This is a genomic window from Paenibacillus sp. P22 (genome assembly GCF_000469945.2).
GTDB classification, from domain to species: Bacteria; Bacillota; Bacilli; order Paenibacillales; family Paenibacillaceae; genus Paenibacillus_O; species Paenibacillus_O humicus.
The window spans coordinates 16,475-40,283 of the sequence record NZ_CBRA020000143.1 but is presented as its reverse complement, the minus strand read 5'-3'; the positions used below and the strand labels follow the sequence as shown (position 1 = coordinate 40,283).

19 protein-coding genes are annotated in these 23,809 nt (G+C 59.4%); 13 read left to right on the top strand and 6 right to left on the bottom strand.

Annotated features, from left to right (window positions below; all coding sequences use genetic code 11):
* The first annotated feature begins 165 nt into the window (after positions 1 to 165).
* From BN871_RS18960 to arsC, 8 genes are all read left to right on the top strand, one after another.
* Positions 166 to 2,850 carry an adenosylcobalamin-dependent ribonucleoside-diphosphate reductase gene (locus BN871_RS18960; protein WP_048748349.1) on the top strand — a complete coding sequence of 895 codons (2,685 nt, stop codon included), beginning with the start codon at positions 166 to 168 and terminating at the stop codon, positions 2,848 to 2,850.
* Positions 2,851 to 3,152: 302 nt separating this feature from the next.
* Positions 3,153 to 4,283 (top strand): Gfo/Idh/MocA family protein, encoded by a 1,131-nt coding sequence (locus BN871_RS18955; protein WP_048748363.1) that lies wholly within the window; start codon positions 3,153 to 3,155, stop codon positions 4,281 to 4,283.
* Between the two features lie 266 nt (positions 4,284 to 4,549).
* Positions 4,550 to 5,320: an SDR family NAD(P)-dependent oxidoreductase gene (locus tag BN871_RS18950; RefSeq protein WP_048748348.1), complete on the top strand. Its 771-nt coding sequence runs from the start codon at positions 4,550 to 4,552 to the stop codon at positions 5,318 to 5,320.
* Positions 5,317 to 6,162, top strand: a complete 846-nt coding sequence (locus BN871_RS18945) for an MBL fold metallo-hydrolase (protein ID WP_048748347.1) — start codon at positions 5,317 to 5,319, stop codon at positions 6,160 to 6,162. Before BN871_RS18950 ends, BN871_RS18945 begins: the two co-directional genes overlap by 4 nt.
* A 305-nt stretch (positions 6,163 to 6,467) precedes the next feature.
* Positions 6,468 to 7,229, top strand: coding sequence for a sugar phosphate isomerase/epimerase (locus BN871_RS18940; protein WP_021879777.1), 762 nt, complete (start codon positions 6,468 to 6,470; stop codon positions 7,227 to 7,229).
* A 413-nt stretch (positions 7,230 to 7,642) separates the two neighbouring features.
* Positions 7,643 to 7,945: a metalloregulator ArsR/SmtB family transcription factor gene (locus BN871_RS18935; RefSeq protein WP_048748362.1), complete on the top strand. Its 303-nt coding sequence runs from the start codon at positions 7,643 to 7,645 to the stop codon at positions 7,943 to 7,945.
* Positions 7,946 to 7,958: 13 nt separating this feature from the next.
* Positions 7,959 to 9,374, top strand: coding sequence for an arsenic transporter (locus BN871_RS18930; RefSeq protein WP_021879775.1), 1,416 nt, complete (start codon positions 7,959 to 7,961; stop codon positions 9,372 to 9,374).
* The gene (gene arsC, locus BN871_RS18925; RefSeq protein WP_048748346.1) at positions 9,364 to 9,822 is read left to right on the top strand and encodes an arsenate reductase (thioredoxin); all 459 of its coding nucleotides are present in this window, start codon (positions 9,364 to 9,366) and stop codon (positions 9,820 to 9,822) included. The genes BN871_RS18930 and arsC overlap by 11 nt, the downstream gene beginning before the upstream one ends.
* A gap of 99 nt (positions 9,823 to 9,921) precedes the next feature.
* On the opposite strand, the gene BN871_RS18920 is transcribed toward arsC, so the two are convergent.
* The 6 genes from BN871_RS18920 to BN871_RS18895 form a co-directional block, all read right to left on the bottom strand.
* Positions 9,922 to 10,503, bottom strand: coding sequence for a TIGR00730 family Rossman fold protein (locus BN871_RS18920; RefSeq protein ID WP_157060338.1), 582 nt, complete (start codon positions 10,501 to 10,503; stop codon positions 9,922 to 9,924).
* A 234-nt stretch (positions 10,504 to 10,737) separates the two neighbouring features.
* A complete protein-coding gene (locus tag BN871_RS18915; protein ID WP_127507736.1) occupies positions 10,738 to 11,739 on the bottom strand; it encodes a cellulase family glycosylhydrolase in 1,002 nt (333 codons plus the stop codon).
* A 388-nt stretch (positions 11,740 to 12,127) separates the two neighbouring features.
* Positions 12,128 to 12,979, bottom strand: coding sequence for an SDR family oxidoreductase (locus BN871_RS18910; RefSeq protein ID WP_048748345.1), 852 nt, complete (start codon positions 12,977 to 12,979; stop codon positions 12,128 to 12,130).
* The gene (uxuA, locus tag BN871_RS18905; RefSeq protein WP_048748344.1) at positions 12,976 to 14,067 is read right to left on the bottom strand and encodes a mannonate dehydratase; all 1,092 of its coding nucleotides are present in this window, start codon (positions 14,065 to 14,067) and stop codon (positions 12,976 to 12,978) included. Before uxuA ends, BN871_RS18910 begins: the two co-directional genes overlap by 4 nt.
* Positions 14,064 to 14,762 carry a GntR family transcriptional regulator gene (locus BN871_RS18900; RefSeq protein ID WP_048748343.1) on the bottom strand — a complete coding sequence of 233 codons (699 nt, stop codon included), beginning with the start codon at positions 14,760 to 14,762 and terminating at the stop codon, positions 14,064 to 14,066. The genes uxuA and BN871_RS18900 overlap by 4 nt, the downstream gene beginning before the upstream one ends.
* Positions 14,763 to 14,828: 66 nt before the next feature.
* On the bottom strand, positions 14,829 to 15,734 hold the full coding sequence (locus BN871_RS18895) for an AraC family transcriptional regulator (RefSeq protein ID WP_048748342.1): 906 nt from the start codon (positions 15,732 to 15,734) through the stop codon (positions 14,829 to 14,831).
* A gap of 153 nt (positions 15,735 to 15,887) precedes the next feature.
* Here BN871_RS18895 and BN871_RS18890 point away from each other — a divergent pair, with 153 nt between their 5' ends.
* The 5 genes from BN871_RS18890 (at position 15,888) to BN871_RS18870 (ending at position 23,799) form a co-directional block, all read left to right on the top strand.
* Positions 15,888 to 18,050 carry a glycoside hydrolase family 52 protein gene (locus BN871_RS18890; protein ID WP_048748360.1) on the top strand — a complete coding sequence of 721 codons (2,163 nt, stop codon included), beginning with the start codon at positions 15,888 to 15,890 and terminating at the stop codon, positions 18,048 to 18,050.
* Entirely contained in the window at positions 18,028 to 20,094 is a 2,067-nt protein-coding gene (locus BN871_RS18885; RefSeq protein WP_048748341.1) for an alpha-glucuronidase family glycosyl hydrolase, read from the top strand. Before BN871_RS18890 ends, BN871_RS18885 begins: the two co-directional genes overlap by 23 nt.
* 100 nt (positions 20,095 to 20,194) lie before the next feature.
* A complete protein-coding gene (locus BN871_RS18880; protein WP_048748340.1) occupies positions 20,195 to 20,986 on the top strand; it encodes a Nif3-like dinuclear metal center hexameric protein in 792 nt (263 codons plus the stop codon).
* Positions 20,987 to 21,036: 50 nt separating this feature from the next.
* Complete coding sequence (locus BN871_RS18875; RefSeq protein ID WP_021879107.1) at positions 21,037 to 22,200, top strand: glycosyl hydrolase family 8; 1,164 nt, start codon at positions 21,037 to 21,039, stop codon at positions 22,198 to 22,200.
* Positions 22,201 to 22,221: 21 nt separating this feature from the next.
* The gene (locus tag BN871_RS18870) at positions 22,222 to 23,799 is read left to right on the top strand and encodes a response regulator transcription factor (protein WP_048748339.1); all 1,578 of its coding nucleotides are present in this window, start codon (positions 22,222 to 22,224) and stop codon (positions 23,797 to 23,799) included.
* Positions 23,800 to 23,809: the final 10 nt, after the last annotated feature.

Here is a 23,809-nt window from a genome sequence, read left to right as displayed (position 1 = left end):
AATAAGGGAGAGGAAAAAAGTCGAGTAATGGGGAGCGAAACCAATATGTTGTAGGGTATAATAAGAATGGATACTAGATATTGATTTTATAGGCCTACTAAATTTCGGCAGCCCGGAGAAAACGCGAATCAGGGGCCGCGCCGGATACGGAAAGGTTGGCTGCATATGGACACGAAGGCCGAACGTCTGAACGGGTTGAGCGAGAAAATATTTCTGGACCGGTACGCGTGGAAGAAGGCCGATCCGGGCGAGGCGGCGGTCGGGGACACCGTGCTCGTGTTGACGAAGGACGATCCGAAGTTTCCCGCCAAGGAGGTCGGCGAGATCATCGCACGCAGCGGACGCTCGGTTACCGTTGTTACCCGCAGCGGAGAGCGGGTGGAATCGGTTGTAGAGAAGCTGACTCTACCCGCAGAGCGGACGCCGGAGGAGATGTGGGACCGCCTGGCCAAGGCGATGGCATCCGTAGAGAACGAAGAGGCGCGGGAGTTGTGGGAGAATCGGTTCCGGAGCATCCTGGACGGCTGGAAGCTCGTGCCGGGCGGGCGCATCGCCGCTGGAGCGGGGGCGAGCGAGGAATTGACTCTGTTCAACTGCTACGTCATTCCCTCCCCTCATGACAGCAGAGGCGGCATCATGGGGACTTTGACGGAAATGACGGAAATCATGGCCCGCGGCGGGGGCGTCGGCATCAATCTCAGCTCGCTGCGGCCGAGGCGGGCGATCGTAGCCGGCGTGAACGGCGCCTCCAGCGGAGCGGTGTCCTGGGGCGGCCTGTTCAGCTATGCGACGGGGCTTATCGAGCAGGGCGGCAGCCGCCGCGGCGCGCTCATGCTCATGATCAACGACTGGCATCCGGATCTGCTCGATTTCATTACGGTCAAGCAGAAGATGGGCGAGGTGACGAACGCCAATCTGTCGGTCTGCGTCAGCAACGGCTTCATGCAGGCGGTCAAGGAGGATGCCGAGTGGGAGCTCGTCTTCCCGGATACGAGGCATCCCGATTATGACGGGCATTGGAACGGGGATCTCTCCGCATGGAAGGAGCGCGGAGGCACCGTCTCTCGTTATCGGACGGTAAGAGCCCGCGACGTCTGGCAGACGATCATGGAATCGGCCTGGCGGTCGGCGGAGCCGGGGGTCGTGTTCATGGAATACTACAACCGGATGTCGAACAGCTGGTATTTCAACCCGATCATCTGCACGAATCCTTGCGGTGAACAAGGACTTCCCGGCTGGGGCGTGTGCAACCTGTCCGCGATCAACCTCTCGAAGTTCTACGACGAAGAGAAGCATGATGTGGATTGGGAGGACCTTGGCCGAGTCGTCCATTGGTCCGTCCGGTTTCTGGACAATGTCATCGACAAGACGCCGTACCACTTCGAGCAAAATGAACGCAATCAGAAAAAGGAAAGGCGCGTCGGCCTCGGCACGATGGGGCTGGCGGAGCTGATGATCCGGCTCGGCATCCGGTATGGAAGCCCCGAATCGCTGGAGTTTCTCGATAGCCTATACCGCTTCATTGCCAGGGAAGCCTATCTGGCCAGCTCGGACATTGCCGCCGAGAAGGGCTCCTTTCCGGCATTCGATGCCGAGCTCTACTTGCAGAGCGGCTTCATGAAGAACATGGTCTCGGCTTTCCCGGAGGTGGCGGAGGCGGTGCGGAGCGGGGGCATCCGGAACGTGACCTTGCTGACGCAGGCGCCAACGGGCAGCACCGGTACGATGGTCGGAACCTCGACCGGCATCGAGCCTTATTTTGCCTTTGAATACTACCGGCAAAGCCGGCTCGGCTTCGACAAGCAGCTCGTTCCGATCGCGCAGAAGTGGAAGGAAGCCCATCCCGGCGAGGAGCTGCCGGACTCGTTCGTGACGGCGATGGAACTGTCGGCGGAGGAGCATATCCGCGTCCAGGCCGCGATCCAGCGCTGGGTGGACAGCTCGATCAGCAAGACGGCCAATTGCCCGGCCGACTTCACGGTGGAGGAGACGGCCCGGCTGTATGAGCTCGCCTACGAGCTCGGCTGCAAGGGCGTAACGATCTACCGCGACGGCAGTCGGGATACTCAGGTGCTGAGCACGGCGAAGGGGAAGGAAGACGCTGAGCCTGAAATGGAGGAGGCTCGAGACGCGGTTCCACCGCTTTCAGTGGATAAGGAGCCGTTTGGCGGTGGCAAGGCTGGAACGGCTGGGCCGCCCCTCGGGATGACTGCTGCAAGCAGTTCAGCGGCAGCCGCGGAGGGCGGTATTCATCGAGCCGGCAATGAGGGCATCGGTACCGGCACGGTCATCGACAAGGAGTACAGGAAGCGGCCGCAAGTTCTTCGCGGCGCCACGTACAAAATCAATACGCCGTTCGGTATGGCGTACATCACGATCAACGACATGGACGGCACGCCGGGTGAAATCTTCCTCAACGTCGGCAAGGCCGGCTCGGATGTATTCGCCATGGCGGAGGCGCTCGGGCGAGTATGCTCGCTGTTCCTCCGTTATGGCGACCACGGGCATAAGGTCGAGCTTCTGATCAAGCATCTCAAGGGAATCGGCGGCTCGGGCGCAATCGGCTTCGGCGCGAACCGGGTGGAGTCGATCGCGGACGCGGTTGCCAAGGCATTGGAGACGCATGCCGGGCATGCTTTTCCTCATCCTGTCGAAGAAGATGTTGGGAGATCGCAACAACTTTCTCAAAGAGCTGACAGCGAAGATGTTTCTGAAGCTCCGCCTGCTCTAGCGCGGAGCGGAGGAGAGCTTTCGTCGCTGGATTTATGTCCCTCCTGCGGCAGCGCGTCGCTGATCAATGTCGAAGGCTGCAAAACCTGCAGCCATTGCGGCTATAGCCGCTGCGGTTAACAGTAGAAAGCAAAAAACGAAGTCGACCTAAACATTCTGCTTCGTTTTTTTGATGATTGACTAACGCCTCAATAATATTACCAACGGTTCAAGCTTTCCTTGGGCTTATGAGAACTGACACAAAGAACCCGAGAAAGGGCACTTTTTCAAAGTGTCCCTTTCTCGGGTCACATGGGCGTGCTTCTATTTGCTGTTTGATCGAGCATTTTCAGAAGGGCCAAGCAGGCTACACCGTGATAGAATAAGAATGCGTTAAAATTTCTTTATTATGGAAAAAGTCGAAGAAAGAATAGGTGATGTTGATGCATAGGGTAAAAGCAGGCCTCATCGGCTGCGGAATGATCAGCGGAATTTATTTGAAAAATTTGACGCAAGTGTTCGATCATGCCGTGGACCTCGTCGCATGTGCCGATCTGGTGCCTGAGCTTGCCAAGAAGCGTGCGGAAGAATTCAACGTTCCTGCAGCATGCTCAGTCGACGAGCTGCTTGCCGATCCGGAAATTGAAATCGTTCTCAATTTAACGGCCCCGGCAGCGCATGCGGCGATCAATATCACGGCGCTCCATGCCGGCAAGCATGTATACACGGAGAAGCCATTCGCTCTGACAAGGGAAGATGCACGAGAGGTGCTGTCGATTGCGGAGTCCAAAGGCCTACTCGTCGGCTGCGCTCCAGATACCTTCTTGGGCGGTGCGCTGCAAACTTGCCGCAAGCTCATCGATGAAGGCTGGATCGGAACCCCGTATGCCGCGAATGCAACGATCATTATGGGGAATGCCGAAGCCGGCATGCATCCGAATTTCCACCATTTCTTGAAGCTCGGCGGCGACCCTCTACTGGATATGGGACCGTATTATTTGACGGCACTGGTCCATTTGCTGGGTCCCGTTCGGAGAGTGACCGGTTCCGCCCAGCAGCTCCGCCATGAAATCATCATTCAGAACCCCAAATCTCCGCGTTGCGGCGACATCGTCCCGGTAGAAGCGCCTACCAACATTACGGCCGTACTGGACTTCCACAGCGGTGCGGTTGCAAGCTTGCAAGCTGCCAAGGAAAGCTTCGGCTACAAGCCGAGGCTGGAAATATTCGGTACCGAAGGTAATATGACAGTACCGGATCCGAACTTTTTCGGTCCTGTATCCGGACTGGGCAGCTTGCTGACCATCCAGTCCCGCAGCGGTGAAGTAAAGGAGCTTCCGCTTTCGCACGGATTTACGGAAGACAGCCGAGGGCTGGGCGTTGCCGATATGGCGTATGCGATTCGCAGCGGCCGGCCTAATCGGGCGAGCGGCCGCTTGGCCGAGCACATTTTGGACATTTCACTCGGTATCTTAGAGGCTTCGGAGACGAACCGGCATGTGCATCTCCAAACGAAGGTTGACCGTCCTGCGCCGCTGCCGCTTGGATTGAAATACAATCAGCTGGATTTGTAGCAAGGAGCCGTCAATTTCGATTCCGGGGGCAAAGGAGCTCTTGATACAGCGCGGTACGGGTTGGAATCCATGGTCCGTGCCTACCGCATTGAGGCCTGAAACGCGTCGCCTTGAGAACCGAATTTCTCCCTAGTAAGGAGATCATGAAGAAATTCGGGACTCTACAGCGATCCAAAGTACATTCCGACTGTGCAGTCATTGTTGGAATCCTACGTCCAACTTGTATAACGATTAATAGGCGCGTTGTACGCTGAAAGGGGATCAACATGGGGAGACGGCTTGATGGCAAGGTGATCGTCGTAACAGGCGGAACGAAGGGCATCGGCAAGGGAGTCGCTATGATGTGCGCCATGGAAGGCGCCACGGTAGTAGTAGGCGGGAGGAATGAGCAGGACGGCGCCAGAGCTGTAAAAGAGATGAAGGACGTCCATGACGCGGAGGCGTTGTTTGTCCAAGGGGATATCAGCCGGGAAGCGGCATGCAAGCAGCTGATCGATGAGACGGTGGGCAGGTACGGCAGAGTTGACGGTCTTGTCAACAACGCCGGCATTTTCCCAAGAGGCTCGATGGTGAATACGTCGGAGGAGCTGTTCGACTCGATTTTTGCCGTCAACATGAAAGGCGCATTCTTCTGCTCCATGTACGCCATTCAATCCATGCAGAAAACCGGGGGAGGCTCTATCGTTCATATGGGCTCGACGAACGGCTACAAGGGCGCAAAAGAGTTGGCCGCCTACTCCTGCTCCAAGGGAGCCATGCTTACGTTGAACCGCCACATCGCAGCCCATTACGGAAGAGACCGCATCCGCTCGAACTGGGTCACTGTCGGCTGGGTAGCTTCCGAAGGGGAAATCGAACTCCATCAGAACATGGGCATAAGCGAGGACGATTTGCATAGGAAGGCATTGACGCATGTACCTTCCGGCCGCATGCAGACTCCTGAAGATATGGCCTATGGAACCGTCTATCTATTGTCCGATGAATCGAGCCAAGTAACAGGCACCGAGCTGCATATCAATGGAGGGCTGGGCTTATGACGAACCAATCATCGACACGAATCGGAGAAGCGCTGATCCAAGAGATCGATGACACCCGTGTACCGTTCGGCATGCTGGCGGTATGGTTTCTCGGCCAATGCAGCGTCGTCGTCAAGGGAGGGGATGTGGTCATTTACATCGATCCGTATTTGACGCCCTCGCCGCATCGGGCGTTCGAGCCGCCGCTGAAGCCGCAGCAAATGACGAATGCACAGTATGTGCTCATAACCCATGACCATATGGATCATTTGGATCCGGACACGGTTTCCGCGTTGGCCGAAGCCCACAGCGACCCGGTCTACATGGCTCCGGGATATTGTCGGGAGGACATGCTCCGGCTCGGAGTCCGACCGGACAAGCTGATCTCGGCGCGAACGAACGAGTGGTGGAACGGGCCTGGGTTCCGGGTCAAACCGCTGCCCTCCGCCCATGAGGAGCTGGAATACGATGATGATCTGGACCATCGCTTCGTAGGCTATGTCGTGGAGCTTAACGGCGTTACGATGTACCACGCCGGAGACACCACGGTGTATCCCGGACTGATCGAGCTGCTGCAGGCCGAATCGATCGGCCTCGGCATGCTGCCGATCAACGGGCGCGACCCATTCCGCAATGCGAGGGATATCGTAGGCAACATGAATTATAGGGAAGCGGCAGAGCTCTCGGTCGCAGCTCGCTTCGACACGGTCATTCCGCTGCATTACGATATGTTCGCAGGAAATTCGGAGCACCCGGGTTATTTTATCGACTATTTGTATGACCGGCATCCGACGCAGAAAAGCCATGTCATGGCGCGGTTCGAGCGGTATGTGTACGTTTCCGCTGCGGCATTGCGTGAATAAATGGAAGGATTGGAAATGAGCCACTCAAATCGTGTGGCTTTTATCGGCTGCGGGAAAGGCGAGCATGCCATCGTTGTGTTTGATAACGGTGTTATGGGATGTAGATATCCGCGAGCCGTGCAGACCCGTCGTGGAAGCCACCAGTAGAGACCGGCGAGCCGAATGAACAGATGGTAGGCCTGTACCGAAATGTCAACGACTGTCTGGTTCCGGAAGAGGAACCCGAGCTATCCCATCTCAAAGCGCTTCGCGCTTGATAGCGGAGCTTTTCCGTCAAAGGACAAAAACGACAAGGAGCGGGCGAAATGAACAGACCGAAGCTAGGTCTTATCGGCTTGATTAAGGAAGAAGCGGAAAAGGATTTTTGGGGAACGATGCAGCGCGTGGCTGACATCGGCTATGAAGGCATCGAAGGAGCCGGCGAGCTTCTGCAAGGAGATGTGAAAGCCAATGTCAGGCGGTTTCATGAACTCGGTTTGCAAGTAGCCACTCATAGCGCGAGCTTGGATCATTTGCGCAACGACCTCGACAAAATCATTGAGGAAGCGTTGTCCTTGGAAACTTCCCATGTCACCTTATGGTGGGCGCCCTGCAACTCGAAAGAGGAGCTGCTGCGCGACGCCGAGCTGTACAATGCCGCAGGCGCACGGCTCGCTGCCGAAGGGTTGAAGCTGTGCTACCATAACCACGACCACGAATTCAAAACCACCTTCAACGGCCTGTATGCGCTGGACATTCTGGCGGAGCATACCGATCCGAAATCGTTGTATTTCCGCATGGATGTGGCTTGGATAACAGTCGGCGGAGCCGATCCGGCTCACATCTTGCGCAAAATGGCAGGCCGCGTCCCCGCCATACATATCAAGGATGTTTATGGGACGGACGTGGTCGGCAAATGGACGGCAGTCGGAACCGGCATCGTCAGCATCCACGACTCGATCCGGGCGGCCTGTGAAATCGGCGGGGTCGAATGGATGACAGTCGAGCAGGATCAGCTGCGCAACTTGACCGCATTCGAAACGGTGCTGGTCAGTTACCTTAATTTGAAAGAGGCTGGTCTGGTTTAATCTTCTATGAGCATGACAGGAGGATATGATCCCCTCATGGCAGACAGTGAAAAAAGAGTTCATGCCATCATGAACTCGGCGCTGTTGATCGGAGGGGATTTTTCTATGCCGCCAAAGAAGGTCCGAACAGTTGAACGCATGGAAGAAAGAAGTCATTCTTCTCCGATTATGTGCAAGACGCAGTGCGCATATAAGGAATGTCGAGTTACTTTAACCAAAGCAATAGAGTTCAATTTGTCGACTCTTCCCTTGCCAGTGAGATGAGGCAATCTCATGTTCAAGGTCAAGATGAACTTCATCCGAATTTTCAACCTATAAAAAGACGGCAAGTTATATTAGCAATTGTTTATATAAATGATTGCTAATATAATAGCGGGAGAAGTTCGTGCTGGAGGTGCATAGTGGAAGCTAGGATGGAACAATTAACCGGACATTTGAAGCTATTGGGGGACAAATCAAGGCTCATGATCCTTGCCTGCCTTCGGGAGCGGGAGTTGTGCGTGTGCGATCTTGTCGAGCTGGTCGGATTGTCCCAGCCTGGCGTCAGCCAGCATCTGAGGAAGCTCAAGGAGGCCGGATTCGTGAAGGAATCCCGCAGAGGGACCTGGATCTACTATTCTTTAAGCCTGGAAGACAAATCTCATGTGGAATCGATTTTAAGCTGCATCCCGCCGCAAACCGAACGGCTGAACCGGTTGAAGGGCTGCGGGGAATAAAGAGGGGTCAAAGATGGCAATCACGGCAGCAATTCTATTTGCAATTACACTACTATTCGTCATTTGGCAGCCCAAAGGACTCGGCATCGGCTGGCCGGCCGCCGGGGGAGCGATTGCCGCCTTGCTCTTTCAAGTCGTTACCCTCGAGGATGTGGCGGCGGTAACGGGAATCGTATGGAACGCGACGCTGGCTTTCATCGCCATCATCCTGATCTCGCTTGCTTTGGACGAGATCGGCTTTTTTGAATGGTCCGCCCTGCATATGGCTCGGCTGGCCGGCGGAAGCAGCCTGCTCATGTTCATTTATATGATATTGCTGGGGGCGGCCGTATCGGCTCTGTTCGCAAACGACGGAGCCGCGCTCATCATGACTCCGATCGTACTGGCGGTGGTGCGCGCGCTCCGGTTCGACGATCGGATGGTTCTGCCTTTCGTCATGGCGAGCGGCTTCATTGCGGACACCGCATCCTTGCCGCTTGTCGTCAGCAATCTCGTCAATATCGTCTCCGCCGATTTTTTCGGCATCTCTTTTGACGAATACGCCAGCCGCATGATCGTTCCATCGCTGTTCTCCATAGCGGCCAGCCTGCTCGTGCTGTACCTGTTCTACCGGAAAAGCATCCGCGGCAGCTATACGGTCGGCGAGCTGAAAAATCCGCGGGACGCCATCAAGGATCCCCGGCTGTTCAAGCTCGCCTGGATCGTGCTGGCGGCTCTTCCGATCACGTACTTTGCCAGCGGCTGGCTGCATGTTCCGGTTTCCATACCGGCCGGAGCGATAGCGCTCCTGTTTCTGGCAGCCGTACGAAGGAGCCCGGAGGTGGATGTCCGGAAGCTGGTCAAAGGCGCTCCGTGGTCGATCGTCATCTTTTCAATCGGGATGTACGTCGTCGTATACGGCCTTCGGAATGCAGGGCTGATGGACTCGCTGACTTCCTTGTTCGAAGCCATCGGCCGGCAAGGCTTGCTGATGACGAGCATAGCTGCAGGGTTCATCGCAGCGGTGCTGTCCTCCGTCATGAACAATCTTCCGACGGTCATGATCGATGCGCTGGCTATCCAGGCGACGAAGACTAGCGGCGTCATTCGGGAAGCGATGATATATGCCAACGTCATCGGCTCCAATCTTGGGCCGAAAATTACGCCGATCGGCTCGCTGGCTACTCTCCTCTGGCTGCATGTCCTTTCCCGCAAAGGCTTGCGCATCGGCTGGGGGTATTATTTCAAAACGGGAATCGCGCTTACGGTTCCGACGCTGCTCATTACTCTGTCCGGACTCTATTTGTGGCTATCGTTCCTGTCCTTGAATGTCATTCATGTCTGGCTTGCGAATGCGGGCGCTGTTCTGATCTTTGCAGCCTTCGGCTGGCTGCTGATTGCAAGGTCAAAATCAAAAAGGAAAGGGGATATCCCGTCCTATGAACGCTAGACCGATCGTATATTTCTTATGTACCGGCAACTCCTGCCGCAGCCAGATGGCCGACGGCTTTCTCAAGGCGGAAGGGAGTGGACGGTTCGACGTCAGAAGCGCCGGCCTGGAGGCGCATGGCTTGAATCCCCGCGCGGTGCAAGCAATGAAGGAAGCCGGCATCGATATAAGCGGGCACAGCTCGGATGTGATCGATCCGGATTTGCTGAACGCGGCCGATTATGTCATTACCCTGTGCGGGCATGCGGACGAGCATTGCCCGGCCATTTCCAATCCGGACGTCGTCAAATGGCACTGGGGGTTCGAGGATCCAGCCAAGGCGACGGGAACGGAAGAGGAGATCATGGCGAAGTTCCGCGAGGTGCGCGATGCCATTCATGCCCGAATCGCCGATTTTGCACGGGAAAGCAAAAACGAGGCCGGCGAGGAGCCTTCCTCCCGTCCATAATGCTTGTTTTTCAACAGGCAGCAAAGGCATTCCGACGCCGCTCGCGTCCGAATGCCTTTTTGCTTGGCCCTGCATAGATGGAGCCGTGCCGTTCGGCGGTTACGTCTGGCTTTTCTTGATGTACGTCTTGACCTCCGGAGGCGTATACGCAGCGAATGTGTCCAGGAGCGAGGCCGGGTCGGAATCCGACAGCGCCATCGACAAGTATTTGTCCTGGAGGAACTGCTCCTTGTTCATATGGCCGAAGAAAGAGATCAGTCCGTCGTAGTAGCCGTCCACGTTCAGCAAGCCGATCGGCTTGCGGTGCAGGCCGAGCTGTCCCCAGGTGAAGATCTCGAACAGCTCTTCCATCGTGCCCGGGCCGCCGGGCATCGCGATGAATCCGTCCGCGAGCTGTGACATTTTCAGCTTTCTTTCGTGCATGGACCCGACCACGATCAGCTCGGTCAGTCCTCGATGGGAAATCTCCCTTTCCTCCAGCATCGTTGGAATGACGCCGATGACCTGACCGCCCGCCTGCAGAACGGAATCGGCAAGCACTCCCATGATGCCGACGCTTGCCCCGCCATAGACGAGGGTGATGCCCCTGCGCGCCAGCTCCGAGCCGAGTCTGGCCGCTCCTTCGGCATAGGTCGGCCTGGCGCCCATGCTGGATCCGCAAAATACCGCGATTGCATTCAAATGCATCTACCTCCCCTAAAAGCTGTCCTCTCATTATACCAACGAGAAGCCCGGAGAGATGTTGAAAAAAAAGAAAAAGGCAGCCGAACGCAATCGTTCGGCCGCCGGATGCAGATAGGACAGAGATCAGGCTAGAGGCTGCTGAAAAACAAGCGAAGGGCGCGGAATCGTTCTGGAGAAAGGAATGGGGCCGGAAGAATGATTCACGCACGCAGCGACAACTTTTTCAGCGGCTCATCCGAATACGGTCGCTTTCTTGCTCGTGGAGGCGATGCCGTTCGTGCCGTTGAATACGAGGCTGCCCCAGGAGGTCAGCGTCTTCCAGTCGGAGCTGCTGGCCAGATCAAGCCAGGCGTTCGCGCTGTCGTTGCCCGTCCATGACCAGGCCAGGTAGCCGATGCCTTTGGCCTGCGCCTGGTTCAGTACTTCCTGGGCGTTCACCTTGCAGCCCAGGTTGTTGCTGCCGTTGTTGTAGTTGTAGCCGAATTCTCCGACCGTGACGGCGAGGCCGAGGTTTTTGATCGCCTGCAGCTCGGTGCCGATGCGGCTGGAGTCGTTCCAGGACCCGTACATATGGATGGAGAACATGACATTATGCTTCGGATCGTAGTTGAGCAGCGTTTTGCCGTAGGCTTTGATCGGGGAAGAGTTCTGACCCCAGCCGGAGCCGTCGATGACGATCGTATTGTTGATGCCGCCGCCCCGGAGCGTGGAGATCGCGGTCTGATAAGCGTCGCGCCAAGCGGTGTCGCTCAGGTCGCTGCCGCCCCATTCATTGGCGATGTTGACGAGTGTGTACTTCTCGTTGCTGTTCAAGACGGCTTTGACGTCGCTTCGGGCAAAGTATTTGGCCATGTCGTTCAGTCTGGCCGCGTCGTTGCTTCCCGTCACATCATGCAGCTCGATGACGGAAACCATCTTGAGCGCCTTGCAGCGGTCGATGATCTGCTGGAGACGGCTGGCGGTGCCGCTCGTGCTCCAGACGATGCGCACCGTGTTGGCGCCTTTCGCCGCAATGTCGGTCAGAGCCGCATAAGCCTGGCTGTCGAACCAGATATGCGGGTTGTTGACGCCTCTCATGACGAAGCTGCTGCCGTTCGCATCGAGCAGCGAGCTGCCGCTGACATAGAAGCCGTTGGCCGCGGCCCGGGCAGGCGGGGCGGACAGCAGCGGCAGGGCAAGCGCCAAGGCGATGGCGGACAAGGCGAGGCGGTTCAGCCATTTTTTCATGCTCATCAATGAATCTCTCCTTTACGATTGGATGTGCGGGTGTCGAATGCAGCAGCGGCAGTCAGCTTGAACCCAGGCAGGTTTTGCGGAGCCTCCTTTCGATTTCATTTTTGAAAGCGCTTTACTGGGGGCAATTCGTATTATAGTCCATAATGCACCCGCTAAAAATGGAATGAGATGTGGTATTCGGCGGTTTAATTGGAAGATATTAGCACAAATGAAGACAAGAAAGCATAAGGAAAGACATGTCGCGGATGGGGATGGAGATGGTACATTTAAGAGTCACAGTGAAGCGCTTACACGAATGGGTGGAGCGAGGGATTAGTTCGTGGACATGCCGAGAAAAAGGAGCATCCGGCGAGATCCAGCCTGATGCTCCTTGACGGTATTCTTATCAGACGCCGGAATAAGCCATGAACCCGCCGTCGACCGGCACGACCGTGCCGGTCACGAAGCCGGACGATTCGGAGTCGAGCAGCCAGAGCAGCGTGCCGAGCAGATCCTCCGGAACGCCGAAGCGGCGCATCGGCGTATGGGCGATAATCTTGCCGGACCGCTCCGTCCAGCTCCCGTCGGGATTTTGCAGCAGCCCGCGGTTCTGCTCCGTGAGGAAAAAGCCGGGAGCGATGGCGTTGACGCGGATTCCGGACTCGGCCATATGGACGGCCAGCCACTGCGTCCAGTTGTTGATCGCAGCTTTGGCGGCGCTGTAGGCAGGCACCTTGGTCATGGGGGACGGCGCGCTCATGGAGGAGACGTTGAGCACGGTGCCGCCACGTCCGAGCATCTGCCTGGCGAACGTCTGGGTCGGAAGGAGCGTTCCGACCATGTTGAGGTCGAACACGTTCCGGAAGCCCTGGACGCTGAGATCGAAGAACGAAACCGTCTTCTCGTCTTCCAGATCCCCGGGGCGGAAAATCTCGTTCGTCGTGTTGGCGCTGGGATGGTTGCCGCCGGCGCCGTTGACGAGAATGTCGCATGGACCGAGCCGCTCCAGCACGGACAGGGCAGCGGCAGCGACGCTGTCGGGATCGGTCACATCGCAGGAGAGCGCGATGGCCGTGCCGCCGGCTGCCGAGATTTCATCGGCGACGGCAGCCGCCTTGTCGAGGCTGCGGCCGAGGACGGCGACGCGGCAGCCCTGGCGGCCGAGCTCCAGCGCCATGACCCGGCAGAGCACGCCTGAGCCGCCTGTAATGACGACGGTTTTGCCCTCCAGAGAAGAATGCATCGGAAGCTGGCTCATGAAGCGTGTCCCTCCTTCGCGGCGGACGGAGCCCGGTAGCCTGCCGCGTCCCACAGGCCCCACAAATACATGATGCCGAGCGCGCGGTCGTACAGTCCGTAGCCGGGACGGCATTGCTCATCCCAGATATGGCGGCCGTGATCCGGGCGGGCGTAACCGTCGAAGCCGATGTCGTGGTAAGCCTTCACGATGCCCGCGATATCGACGGTTCCGTCCTGCGTCCGGTGGGAAGTCTCGATGAAATCTCCGTTGTCGAACACCTTGACGTTGCGGATGTGGGCGAACGGAATGCGGTCCGCGAATTCGTGGATCATGCCCACGATGTCGTTGGCGGGGTTCGCTCCGAGCGAGCCGCTGCACAGCGTAATGCCGTTGGCGGGACTGTCATGGAGAGCGAGGAAGCGGCGCAGGTTGTCCTGACCGGTGATGATGCGCGGCAGGCCGAAGATCGGCCATGGCGGATCGTCCGGGTGGATGGCCATCCGGATGCCGAGCGTTTCCGCTGCCGGGATGACCTTGTCGAGAAAATACTTCAGGTGATCCCAGAGATGCTCCTCGGTCACTCCGCGGTACGCCTCGAACAAGGAAGCGAGATGGGAGAGGCGCTCCGGCTCCCAGCCCGGCATCGTGAGCGTGGAATTCGCGTTTATTTGCCGGACGAGCTCGAACGGATCGACGTTTTCAATTCGGCTCTTCTCATAGAACAGCGCGGTCGAGCCGTCTCCGCTGGGATGATGAAGATCGGTGCGCAGCCAGTCGAAGACGGGCATGAAGTTGTAGCAGATGACCTTCACGCCGGCCTGGGCCAGCTTTTCCATCGTTTTTATGTAGTTCTCGATGTAGGCATCCCGGCTCGGGAGTCCGAGCTTGATGTCCTCGTGGATGTTGACGCTCTCGACGACATTGATGCCGAGGCCATGCGCCGCTGCCTGATCGCGGAGCGCGAGGATCCGGTCCAGCGGCCATTCCTCTCCGGCCGGAATATCGTGCAGCGACCAGACGATGTCGGTGACGCCTGGAATTTGCCTGATTTGGCTCAAGGTGACGGTATCGTTGCCTTCGCCGAACCAGCGGAAGCTCATTTTCACTGGGCATTCTCCTTTTCCGGCTTGAAATAGTGCGGATATTCCTTCTTGAGCAGCTCCTGGTCGGCGATGCCGAGCCGCAAATGCTGCCTCATGAGGTCGTCGGCCGCTTCCTCGCGTCCATCGGCGATCGCCTCCGCCATGGCGGCATGCTGCTCGTACAGATGGCTCCAATGGGGATCCGTCGCCAGCCGGAGCAAGCGGGCCCGGTTCAGATGAAGATTCATCTGCTGGATGACCGACCAGGTGTTCAGCTTGCCGCAGCCCTGGAACAGCGTGCGGTGGAACGCTTCGTCGAGCTCGAAGAGCTTGCGGTCGTCGAGCCGCGTCATCGCATCCTGCTGGGCGGCGAGATTGTCCCGCAGCGCGGAGAGCGAGAGCGGAGGGAAGCCGGCGCAGGCGAGCCGAATGACGGCTCTCTCCAGCTGCTCCCTCATGAAGCGGGCTTCCTCCACGAGCTCCGGGTCGATCAGCGAGACGAAGGTGCCGCGCTGCGGAAGCACTTGAACCAGCTGTTCCTGAGCAAGCCGCAAAAAAGCTTCCCGTACGGGAGTGCGGCTGACGCCGAAGGCGGCGGCCGAGTCCTTTTCGGACAGAGCCGTTCCGGGAGGCAGCTCCAGGCTGAGGATCTGTTCTCTCAAGCCGGCGTACACGATGTCGCGTGCGGATGAACCGCGGGTGCCGAGGGGTTCGTTCATGGCGGTATCGCCTCCTCCCTTTTGATACTACCATACTACCATACCAGTTTGACAGCGTTTTCTTTATCAAACATGGAGCTGCTTTCGGTATTCGGATGGAGAAAAGCCCGTCCAGCGCTTGAACTGGCGGCTGAAGTGGGCGATGTCGCGATAGCCGAGCATGCCGGCGATCATCTGGATCGAATACTTCGAGTCGGACAGCAGATGCCTGGATTCATGCAGGACGAGCGAGGACCAGTATGCGCGCGGAGACTGGCCGTACACCTCGCGGAACACCCGGCCGCAATGGGAGACGCTGATGCCGAGCTCCGAGGCGATCTCCCGGATGCCTTGCCCCTCGTCCCGTCCGTGCCCCGGCTCGAAACGCAGGACGGAAATGCTCTGCAGGCGCCCGGCGATCTCATGGGCCAGCTCCTCCTTGCCGTAGGCGCGCGGCGGCAGCTGGCTGACTTCCTGCGAGACGGCGTCCCAGAGCAGCGCGAACAGCTCGAAGACGGCGGATTGCAGCCGCATGCGGGCGGATACCGAGCGCGAGTCCGGATCGAGCTCGGGCTCCAGCATTTTGCGGAGAATCGGGCTCACCTTGCGCGCCAGCGCGCTGTCCTCCTTGAACAGCACCTGCTCCAGCCGCCCGAGCATCGGGAGGAACAGCCGATCGTCCAGATCGAAATGGAGGCAGAAATAAGTGAAGGGCCTGCCGTCTCCGCTGCGGCTGTTGTGCAGCTCGCCCGGACGGATCAGGAGCAGGTCGCCGGGACCCTGAGCGTACTCGGCGCCGCCGACCGTCATGACCTGGCGGCCGTCCAGCAGGTAGTTGATCTCATACTGGGGGTGATGGTGAAGGGGATACTGCCAGTCTCCGCGCACCTTCCTCTTATGGATGCCGAACAGGTTCAGCGTCGTTTTGACATCGGGGAACATTGTCTCGGAAATGCTGCCGCCGGCTTCGGGCGGCATGGCGGAATCGGCCATCTGTCGTTTCCCTCCCGTGCTTGTTCGGAATCGTCGGCTTCATTATAATCTCTGGCGCGATTTGGGTAAATATCCGGCGGATTTGACCATGTTCCCAAGCGGAACCGGCATGCTAGGATGGAAGTAATCGCTTTCAGAGAGGGGCTGCCTTTCATGGCCGACAACAGGTTCTACAACGCTCATCATTCTCCGATAGGAGCATTCGCCAGCTTCACGCTCGGATTTCCCGGCGCCAAGGGAGGACTGGGACTTGAGCTTGGACGTCCGGCCGACCAGAACGTCTATATCGGCCTTCAATCGCGGGACGGGACTTATTATGAAGCTCTGCCTTTCTTCGGGGAGCTCGGCGACGAGGCTGCCCGCTACGATGTGGAGAAAAAGGATAAAAAAGACCAGGCGCTGCTGCAAACGTTCGATCGGGCCGGAATCAAGCGCAGGCTGGCTGCGGGAGAGGATGTCTGGGCAGCAGGGGACATGACGTTCCGCATTCTGTCGCCCGTTCGTCCCGTGCCGGATCCGTCCGCGGGATCGGATGAAGAGCTGAAGGCCGCCCTCGTGCCGGCGGTATTCGCCGAGCTGACCGTCGACAACCGCAGCGGCGATGCCGCGCGACGGGCGTTCTTCGGTTATGAAGGCAACGACCCTTACAGCGCCATGCGGAGAATCGGAGCCGATGGCGATTCCTTCACGGGCGTCGGCCAAGGCCTGTGCACCGCGATCGCCGCGGCTGCGGACGCCGGGATCAAGACCGGCCTCGGCTTCTCGATGGAAAGCATTCTGACGGCGAAGCATCCCCAGCATCTTCAGTTCGGACTCGGCGGCACGGGCGCGCTGCTTATGGAGGTTCCTGCCGGCGAGCGGCGCACGTTCCGCTTCGCGGTGTGCTTCTTCCGCGGCGGCGTTGTGACGACGGGCATGGAGACGTCGTATTTCTATACCCGCTTTTTCACCAGGATCGAAGACGTAGCGGCCTATTCACTCCGGCATTTCGACGAGCTGGCCGACTCGTGCCGCGCCGCGGACAAATGGAGCGGAAGCGGCAGGCTGTCGGACGATCAGGCGTTCATGCTCAACCACGCCATCCACAGCTATTACGGCAGCACGCAGCTGCTCGACGCGGACGGCGAGCCGGTCTGGGTCGTCAACGAAGGCGAGTACCGGATGATGAATACGCTTGATCTGACGGCCGACCAGCTCTATTACGAGCTGGAGATGAATCCTTGGACCGTACGCAACGAGCTGGACTGGTTCGTCAAAAGGTACAGCTATAGAGATTCGGTCCGCTTCCCCGGAGAGGAGCGGGAGCATCCCGGCGGACTCGCTTTCACGCATGACATGGGCGTAGCCAATGCCTTCTCCCGGCCGCAGCATTCCGCCTACGAGCTGGCGGGCATCGAGGGCTGCTTCTCCTATATGAGCCATGAGGAGCTGGTCAACTGGCTGTGCTGCGCGGCGGTCTACATCGAGCAGACCGGCGACAGGGACTTCCTGGAGCGGATGCTGCCGGTGCTGCAGGACGGCTTCGAGAGCATGCTGAACCGCGACCATCCGGTGCCGGGCGAGCGCAACGGCTTGATGGGGCTCGACAGCAGCCGCACGGACGGCGGCGCGGAAATTACGACCTACGACAGCCTCGACGTCTCGCTCGGCCAGTCCCGCAACAACATCTATATGGCGGGCAAATGCTGGGCCGTCTACGTGGCGCTGGAGAAGCTGTTCGCATCCGAAGGGCTTGACGGGCTCGCCGCCGAAGCCGGAGCGCAGGCGGACCGGGCGTCGTCGTCGATCGCAGCCCAGCTCAACGATCGCGGCTATATCCCGGCTGTGATCGGGGAGAACAATGACTCCCGCATCATCCCGGCCATCGAAGGGCTCATCTTCCCCTACTTCACCGGCAACCGGGAAGCTCTCGATCCCAACGGACGCTTCTCCGCCTACCTCGCTGCGCTGCGGACGCATCTGGATACGGTGCTCACAACGGGAACCTGCCTGTTCGAAGACGGCGGATGGAAGCTCTCGTCGACGAGCGCCAATTCCTGGCTGAGCAAGATCTATCTCTGCCAATTCATCGCCAGGGAGATTCTCGGCCTCCCATGGGACGGCCGCGGAGCCGCTGCGGACGCCGCACACGCCGCATGGCTGAAGCATCCGGAGCTGTCCTACTGGGCATGGAGCGACCAGATTCTGAGCGGCGAGATCATCGGCAGCAAGTATTATCCGCGCGGAGTGACGGCCATTCTATGGCTGCGGGAAACGGCTTCTGCGGCAGCCGCGATGGAAGGGGGAGTCCGGAATGCAGCGCTCAGCGGAAGCTAAGCCGGGCACCGGCTACGAAGCGTGGCTGGGAAGCCCTCCGGCGGCGGCAGCCGTGCGGGAGCAGGCCGCATCGTGGGCAGCCTGTCTCCACGCTCCCGAGAGTGATGCTCCTGTCGCATCCGCGCTGGAGGAGCTGAGGCGGGCGGTCGAAAGCTTAATCGGCCAGGCTCCGAAGGACGGAATGCCGTCCGACGGCGTCCGAGGCATCGTTCTCGGAACCTTCCGCGGCTGTCCGCAGGCTGCGGCGGCGTTCAGCGAGGAGGAGAGAGCGGCATCCGCCGGTGAGAGCTACCGGATCCGGACGGCCGGCAGCAGCATCGTTGTCGGCGGCTCCCGCGCGGCCGGCGTGCTCTACGGCACCTTCCACCTGATCCGGCTGCTCCGTGCGGGAGCGCCGCTGTCCGGGCTCGACATCGCCGAAGCTCCCGCCAATGGACTGCGCATGATCAACCAGTGGGACAATGGCGACGGCAGCGTCGAGCGCGGCTACGCGGGGCGCTCCATCTTTTACCGGGACGGGCAGATCGCCGAGGATACAAGCCGCATCCGGGATTACGCGCGCCTGCTGTCGTCCGTCGGCATCAACGCCATCTCCATCAACAACGTCAACGTGCATGCGCGCGAGACCCGCTTCACGGGAGAAGAGGATCTGCCGAAGATAGCGAGAATCGCCGGCGTCTTCCGGGAATGGGGCATCTCTCTCTATCTGAGCGCCAACTTCGCCGCTCCGTGCGAGACCGGCGAGCTGGAGACGGCCGATCCGCTTGATCTTTCGGTCCGGCAGTGGTGGAGCCGGACAGCGGCCCGCATCTATAGCCATATTCCGGATTTCGGCGGGGTTCTCGTGAAAGCGGATTCAGAATTCAGGCCGGGGCCGTTCACCTACGGCCGGGATCATGCCGAAGGCGCCAATATGCTGGCCGATGCGCTGGCGCCGTTCGGCGGCCGCGTCATCTGGCGCTGCTTCGTCTATGACTGCAAGCAGGACTGGCGGGACCGCAAGACGGATCGGGCCAGAGCCGCATACGACCACTTCAAGCCGCTTGACGGCAGGTTCAGGGACAATGTCTTCCTGCAGGTGAAGAACGGGCCGATGGACTTCCAGGTCAGGGAGCCCGCATCTCCGCTCTTCGGAGCGATGCCGGACACGAACATGCTGGCGGAGTTCCAGATCGCCCAGGAGTACACCGGCCAGCAGAAGCATCTCTGCTATCTCGTTCCGCAATGGAAGGAAGTGCTCGATTTCGATACGCATGCGCGCGGCGAAGGGTCCTTCGTCAAGGCGGTCGCCAGCGGCAGGCTGCACGGCCGCGAAGCCGGAGGCATGGCGGCCGTATCCAATATCGGGGACGACGACAACTGGACCGGCCATCTGCTCGCACAGGCGAATCTGTACGGCTTCGGCCGGCTCGCCTGGAATCCGGAGCTGACGGCTCTGGAGATCGCGGAGGAATGGTCCGGACTCGCCTTCGGGACCGAGGGCAAGGCGGCTGGGACGGTCATTTCCATGCTGATGGAATCCTGGAGCATCTATGAAGCCTATACGGCGCCTCTGGGCGTCGGCTGGATGGTAAAGCCGAACCATCATTACGGACCCGACGTGGACGGCTATGAATATTCCATGTGGGGCACGTACCACTTCGCCGACCGGGACGGCATCGGGGTCGACCGCACGAGCGGAACGGGAACCGGATACGCCTCCCAATATTTCCCTCCGAATCGGGAGCGCTTCGAGCAGAAGCATGCGACCCCGGACGAGCTGCTGCTGTTTTTCCACCACGTCCCTTACCGCCATGTGCTGCATTCCGGCAAGACGGTCATCCAGCATATTTACGATTCTCATTTTCATGGAGCCCGGAGAGCGGAAGAGCTGGCTGCGCAGTGGGAATGTCTGGAGGGCGAGATTCCGGAGCCTGCCTTCGGGGAAACGCTGGGACGCTTCCGGCATCAGGCCGAGCATGCCCGCGAGTGGCGGGATGTCATCAATACGTACTTCTTCCGCAAAAGCGGCATTCCGGACGAGAAGGGGCGCAGGATTTTCTGACGTCCCGGGAAGGCCGAAGCTTTTGATGTTATGGACTATTCGAGTCTGATCCATGCTTGCAGAGCCGGGCGGCCGGGAAAGGAAGGAGGCAGGGAAGAGCATGAGAACGGTCCGCCATGTCATGGATTGGCTTCAGGGAGCGGGTCAGCCGGCGTCATCCGTCGACGGACTGCTCGCCGGCAGCGCGGACGCCGGGCTGAAGGGAGTCGCGGTCGCCTTCAACGCCTCGCTGGCCGTGCTGGAGAAGGCGGCGGCGGCGGGCGCCAACCTGCTCGTCGTCCATGAAGGCATCTGCTACAGCCACGACGACCGGGCGGAGTGGTCCGCCGGAAGCCGGTCAGCCGGCTTGAAGCGGCAATGGATCCGGCAAGCGGGGCTGGCCGTCTATCGTTCCCACGACGGTCCGCATCGGCGCAATCCGGATTGGATCACGGAAGGACTGGTGTCGAGCCTCGGCTGGGGGGATGCGGTAGAGCAGGTGATGCCGGCGGCGGCGATCGTGCGCCTGCCGGAGCCGTCGACGGCCCGCTCCGTTGCGGAGCATATCAAACGCAAGCTGAACGTTCCCTGGCTGAGAGGAATCGGAGGCCTGGATTATCGATGCAGCCGGATCGGCATCGCAGTCGGATACAGAGGCGGCGGATCCGTCGCCGTGCCTCTCTATGAGGAGTCCGGCGTCGATCTGGTCGTCGCCGGAGAAGGTCCGGAATGGGAAACGCCGGAATATGTCCGGGATTCCCTGCATCGCGGCGATCGGAGGTCGCTGCTGCTGCTGGGGCATGCGGCCAGCGAAGAGCCCGGCATGCGGCTGCTCGCGGAACGGCTGCAGGCCGCCGTTCCCGAAATTCCGGTTCATTTTATCGAAGATGCCTATTCATTCACCGTATTGTAGAGACGGAAGGCAAGCACGGGCAATAAAATTCAACGAGGAGGCGGGAAAGCATGGGTCAAGCAGGCAGCGGAGCGTTCCATACCGGGACGTATCGAAATGTGTTCATGGAAGCGGGCTATCCGTCCGAAGAAATCGCTGCACGGGTGGAGGAGACGTGGAGCAAGCTGTTCGAAGGCGGCGAAGAGACGCGGATCTATTATGAAGCCGGCAGCGACAAGGGCTATCTGCTCGATACGGGCAACCTGGATGTCCGGACGGAAGGAATGTCCTACGGCATGATGATGGCCGTGCAATTGGACCGCAAGGACGTGTTCGACCGGATCTGGCGCTGGTCCTATGAATATATGCATATGAAGGAAGGCTGGGGCGAGGGGTATTTCGCCTGGTCCTGCAATACGGACGGCTCGCGGCGCTCGGACGGCCCGGCGCCGGACGGAGAGGAATACTTCGCGCTGGCGCTCTTCTTCGCCGCCAACCGCTGGGGGGAAGGCGAGCATCCGCTGGATTACAGCGCCAAGGCGAGGGACATCCTCCGGGCCTGCCTGCACAAGGGAGAGGATGGAAGGCCCGGCGATCCGATGTGGAACCGGGACAACAAGCTGATCAAGTTCATTCCGAACTGCGAGTATTCGGATCCTTCCTACCATCTGCCCCATTTCTATGAATTGTTCGCGCTCTGGTCCGATCCGGAGGACCGCTCCTTCTGGAAGGAAGCGGCCGAGGCCAGCAGGGCGTACATCCATCTCTCCAGCCATCCGGACACCGGACTGGCGCCGGAGTACGCCCATTATGACGGAACGCCGAACGACGACCGCGGCTACGGCAAGTTTTTCAGCGATTCGTACCGGGTCGCGGCGAACATCGGCCTGGACTACGAATGGTTCCGCGCCGATCCGGAGCAGACGGCGGTCGCCGATCGCATTCAATCGTTCTTCGCGGACAAATCCCCCGAGGATTATCGCCGCTATGAGATCGACGGCACTCCGCTGGACGAAAAATCGCTCCATCCGGTCGGACTGGCCGCGACCAACGCCATGGCCGCGCTGGCAACCGGCGGGGAGCTTGCGCTGAATACGGTGCGCCGGTTCTGGGATACGCCCGTGCGCACCGGAGAGCGCCGTTACTATGACAATTGCCTGTATATGTTCGCGATGCTGGCGCTGAGCGGAAGCTACCGCATCTGGATGCCCGACGAAGATGCTGCCCTGAGCTGATCAACCCGTAGGAGGGATACGATGCACAAGGTCATGCTGGTCGACGACGAAGGCTATGCCCGGCAGGGATTGCGGAGCATGATCGATTGGGAAGCCTGCGGCTACGAGGTATGCGCGGAAGCCGAGGACGGAGAGGAAGCGCTCCGGATGATCGGGGAGCATGCCCCCGATCTGGTCATCACCGACATTCGGATGCCTGTCCTGAGCGGTCTGGAATTGATCCGTTCGGTCCGGGGAACAGGCAATCATTCCGTCAAGTTCATCATTGTCAGCGGGTATGGAGACTTCAGCTATGCGCAGCAGGCGATCAAGTTCGGCGTCCGGGACTTCATCCTGAAGCCGGTGGACGATGGCGAAATGATGGAGGCGCTGCAAGGGCTGGCCTCCCAGATCGAGAAGGACGAGCAGGCCGGGGAGCGGTCCTCCCGGCAATCGCGGAAGGCGCTCGAAAGCCTGCTGCGGGGTCAGAGCTCCGGCGAAGAGCTGCAGAGGCATGGAGAGCTGCTCGGCCTTGATCCGGAAGGCTCCTGCTGCTACCTCATCCTGGAAGCCAACGGCATCCTGTCGTTCATGGGAGCGGAGCAGCCCGAGCAGCGGGCGGGCGAGCTGCGGCTGGAAATCGCCGGCTGCGCCGAGCAGCTCGGACTGACTCCTCGTCCATGCGTTCTGCTGGAGCATAAGCCGGGCGTCTACGGACTGCCGGTCGTTCTCCCTTCTTCATCCGGGCTGTCCGCCGAGGAAGCCGCCGACCGCCTCGCCGAGCGGCTGCGGCGCCGTACGGGGCTGCTGTTCACCGGTTATCTGGGCGAACAGGTTGAAGGGCTCAAGCAGCTCAAGCATGGTTACCGCACCGCCCTCGATGCGATGCAGTTCAAGTTCGCCTATCCGGAGAAAAGAACCTTCGGCTATGGGAGACTGAAGGGAGAGGAGCTGCGCCGGCTTGAATTCGAGCCGGCCGAATATGCCCGTCTGCAGGAGCAGATCGAGGACGCCGATCCCGACAAGCGGAATGCGGGCATCGAGTGGATTTTCGACCAGTTCCGCAGCAAGCGGTATACGCCGGACGCGGTCCACAATGCCGTCAATCGCTTCGTTTTCGGCGCGATCGGCACGATCCGCTCCTTGCAGGGGGACGAGAAGGAGCTGCTCTCCCTGGATCCGATTCTGTCCTGGAGGGATTATCCGGTTTCTCCATGCGGGCTGAGAGAGCTGTTCCGAGCGTTCGCCGAAGAAAGCTCGGAGATGGCAAGCCGGCTGCGGAAGAGCAACGCCAAGGGCGATATCGTCAAGATCAAGCAGTATATCGACAGCCGCTACAACGAGGACATCAGCCTCAAGAGCATTGCCGCCCGGTTTTATATGAATCCCGTCTATCTCGGGCAGCTGTTCAAGAAGAATTACGGCGTCTACTTCAACGACTATCTGCTGCAGCTTCGGGTCCACAACGCCAAAAAGCTGCTTCGCCAGACGGAAATGAGAGTGTACGAAGTCGCCCGCAGCGTCGGCTTCGACAACCCGGACTATTTCATCTGCAAATTCGAGAAGGTAGAGGGCAAATCGCCGACCTCCTACCGCAACGAGCTGTTGGCCAAAACATGACGGAGAGGGC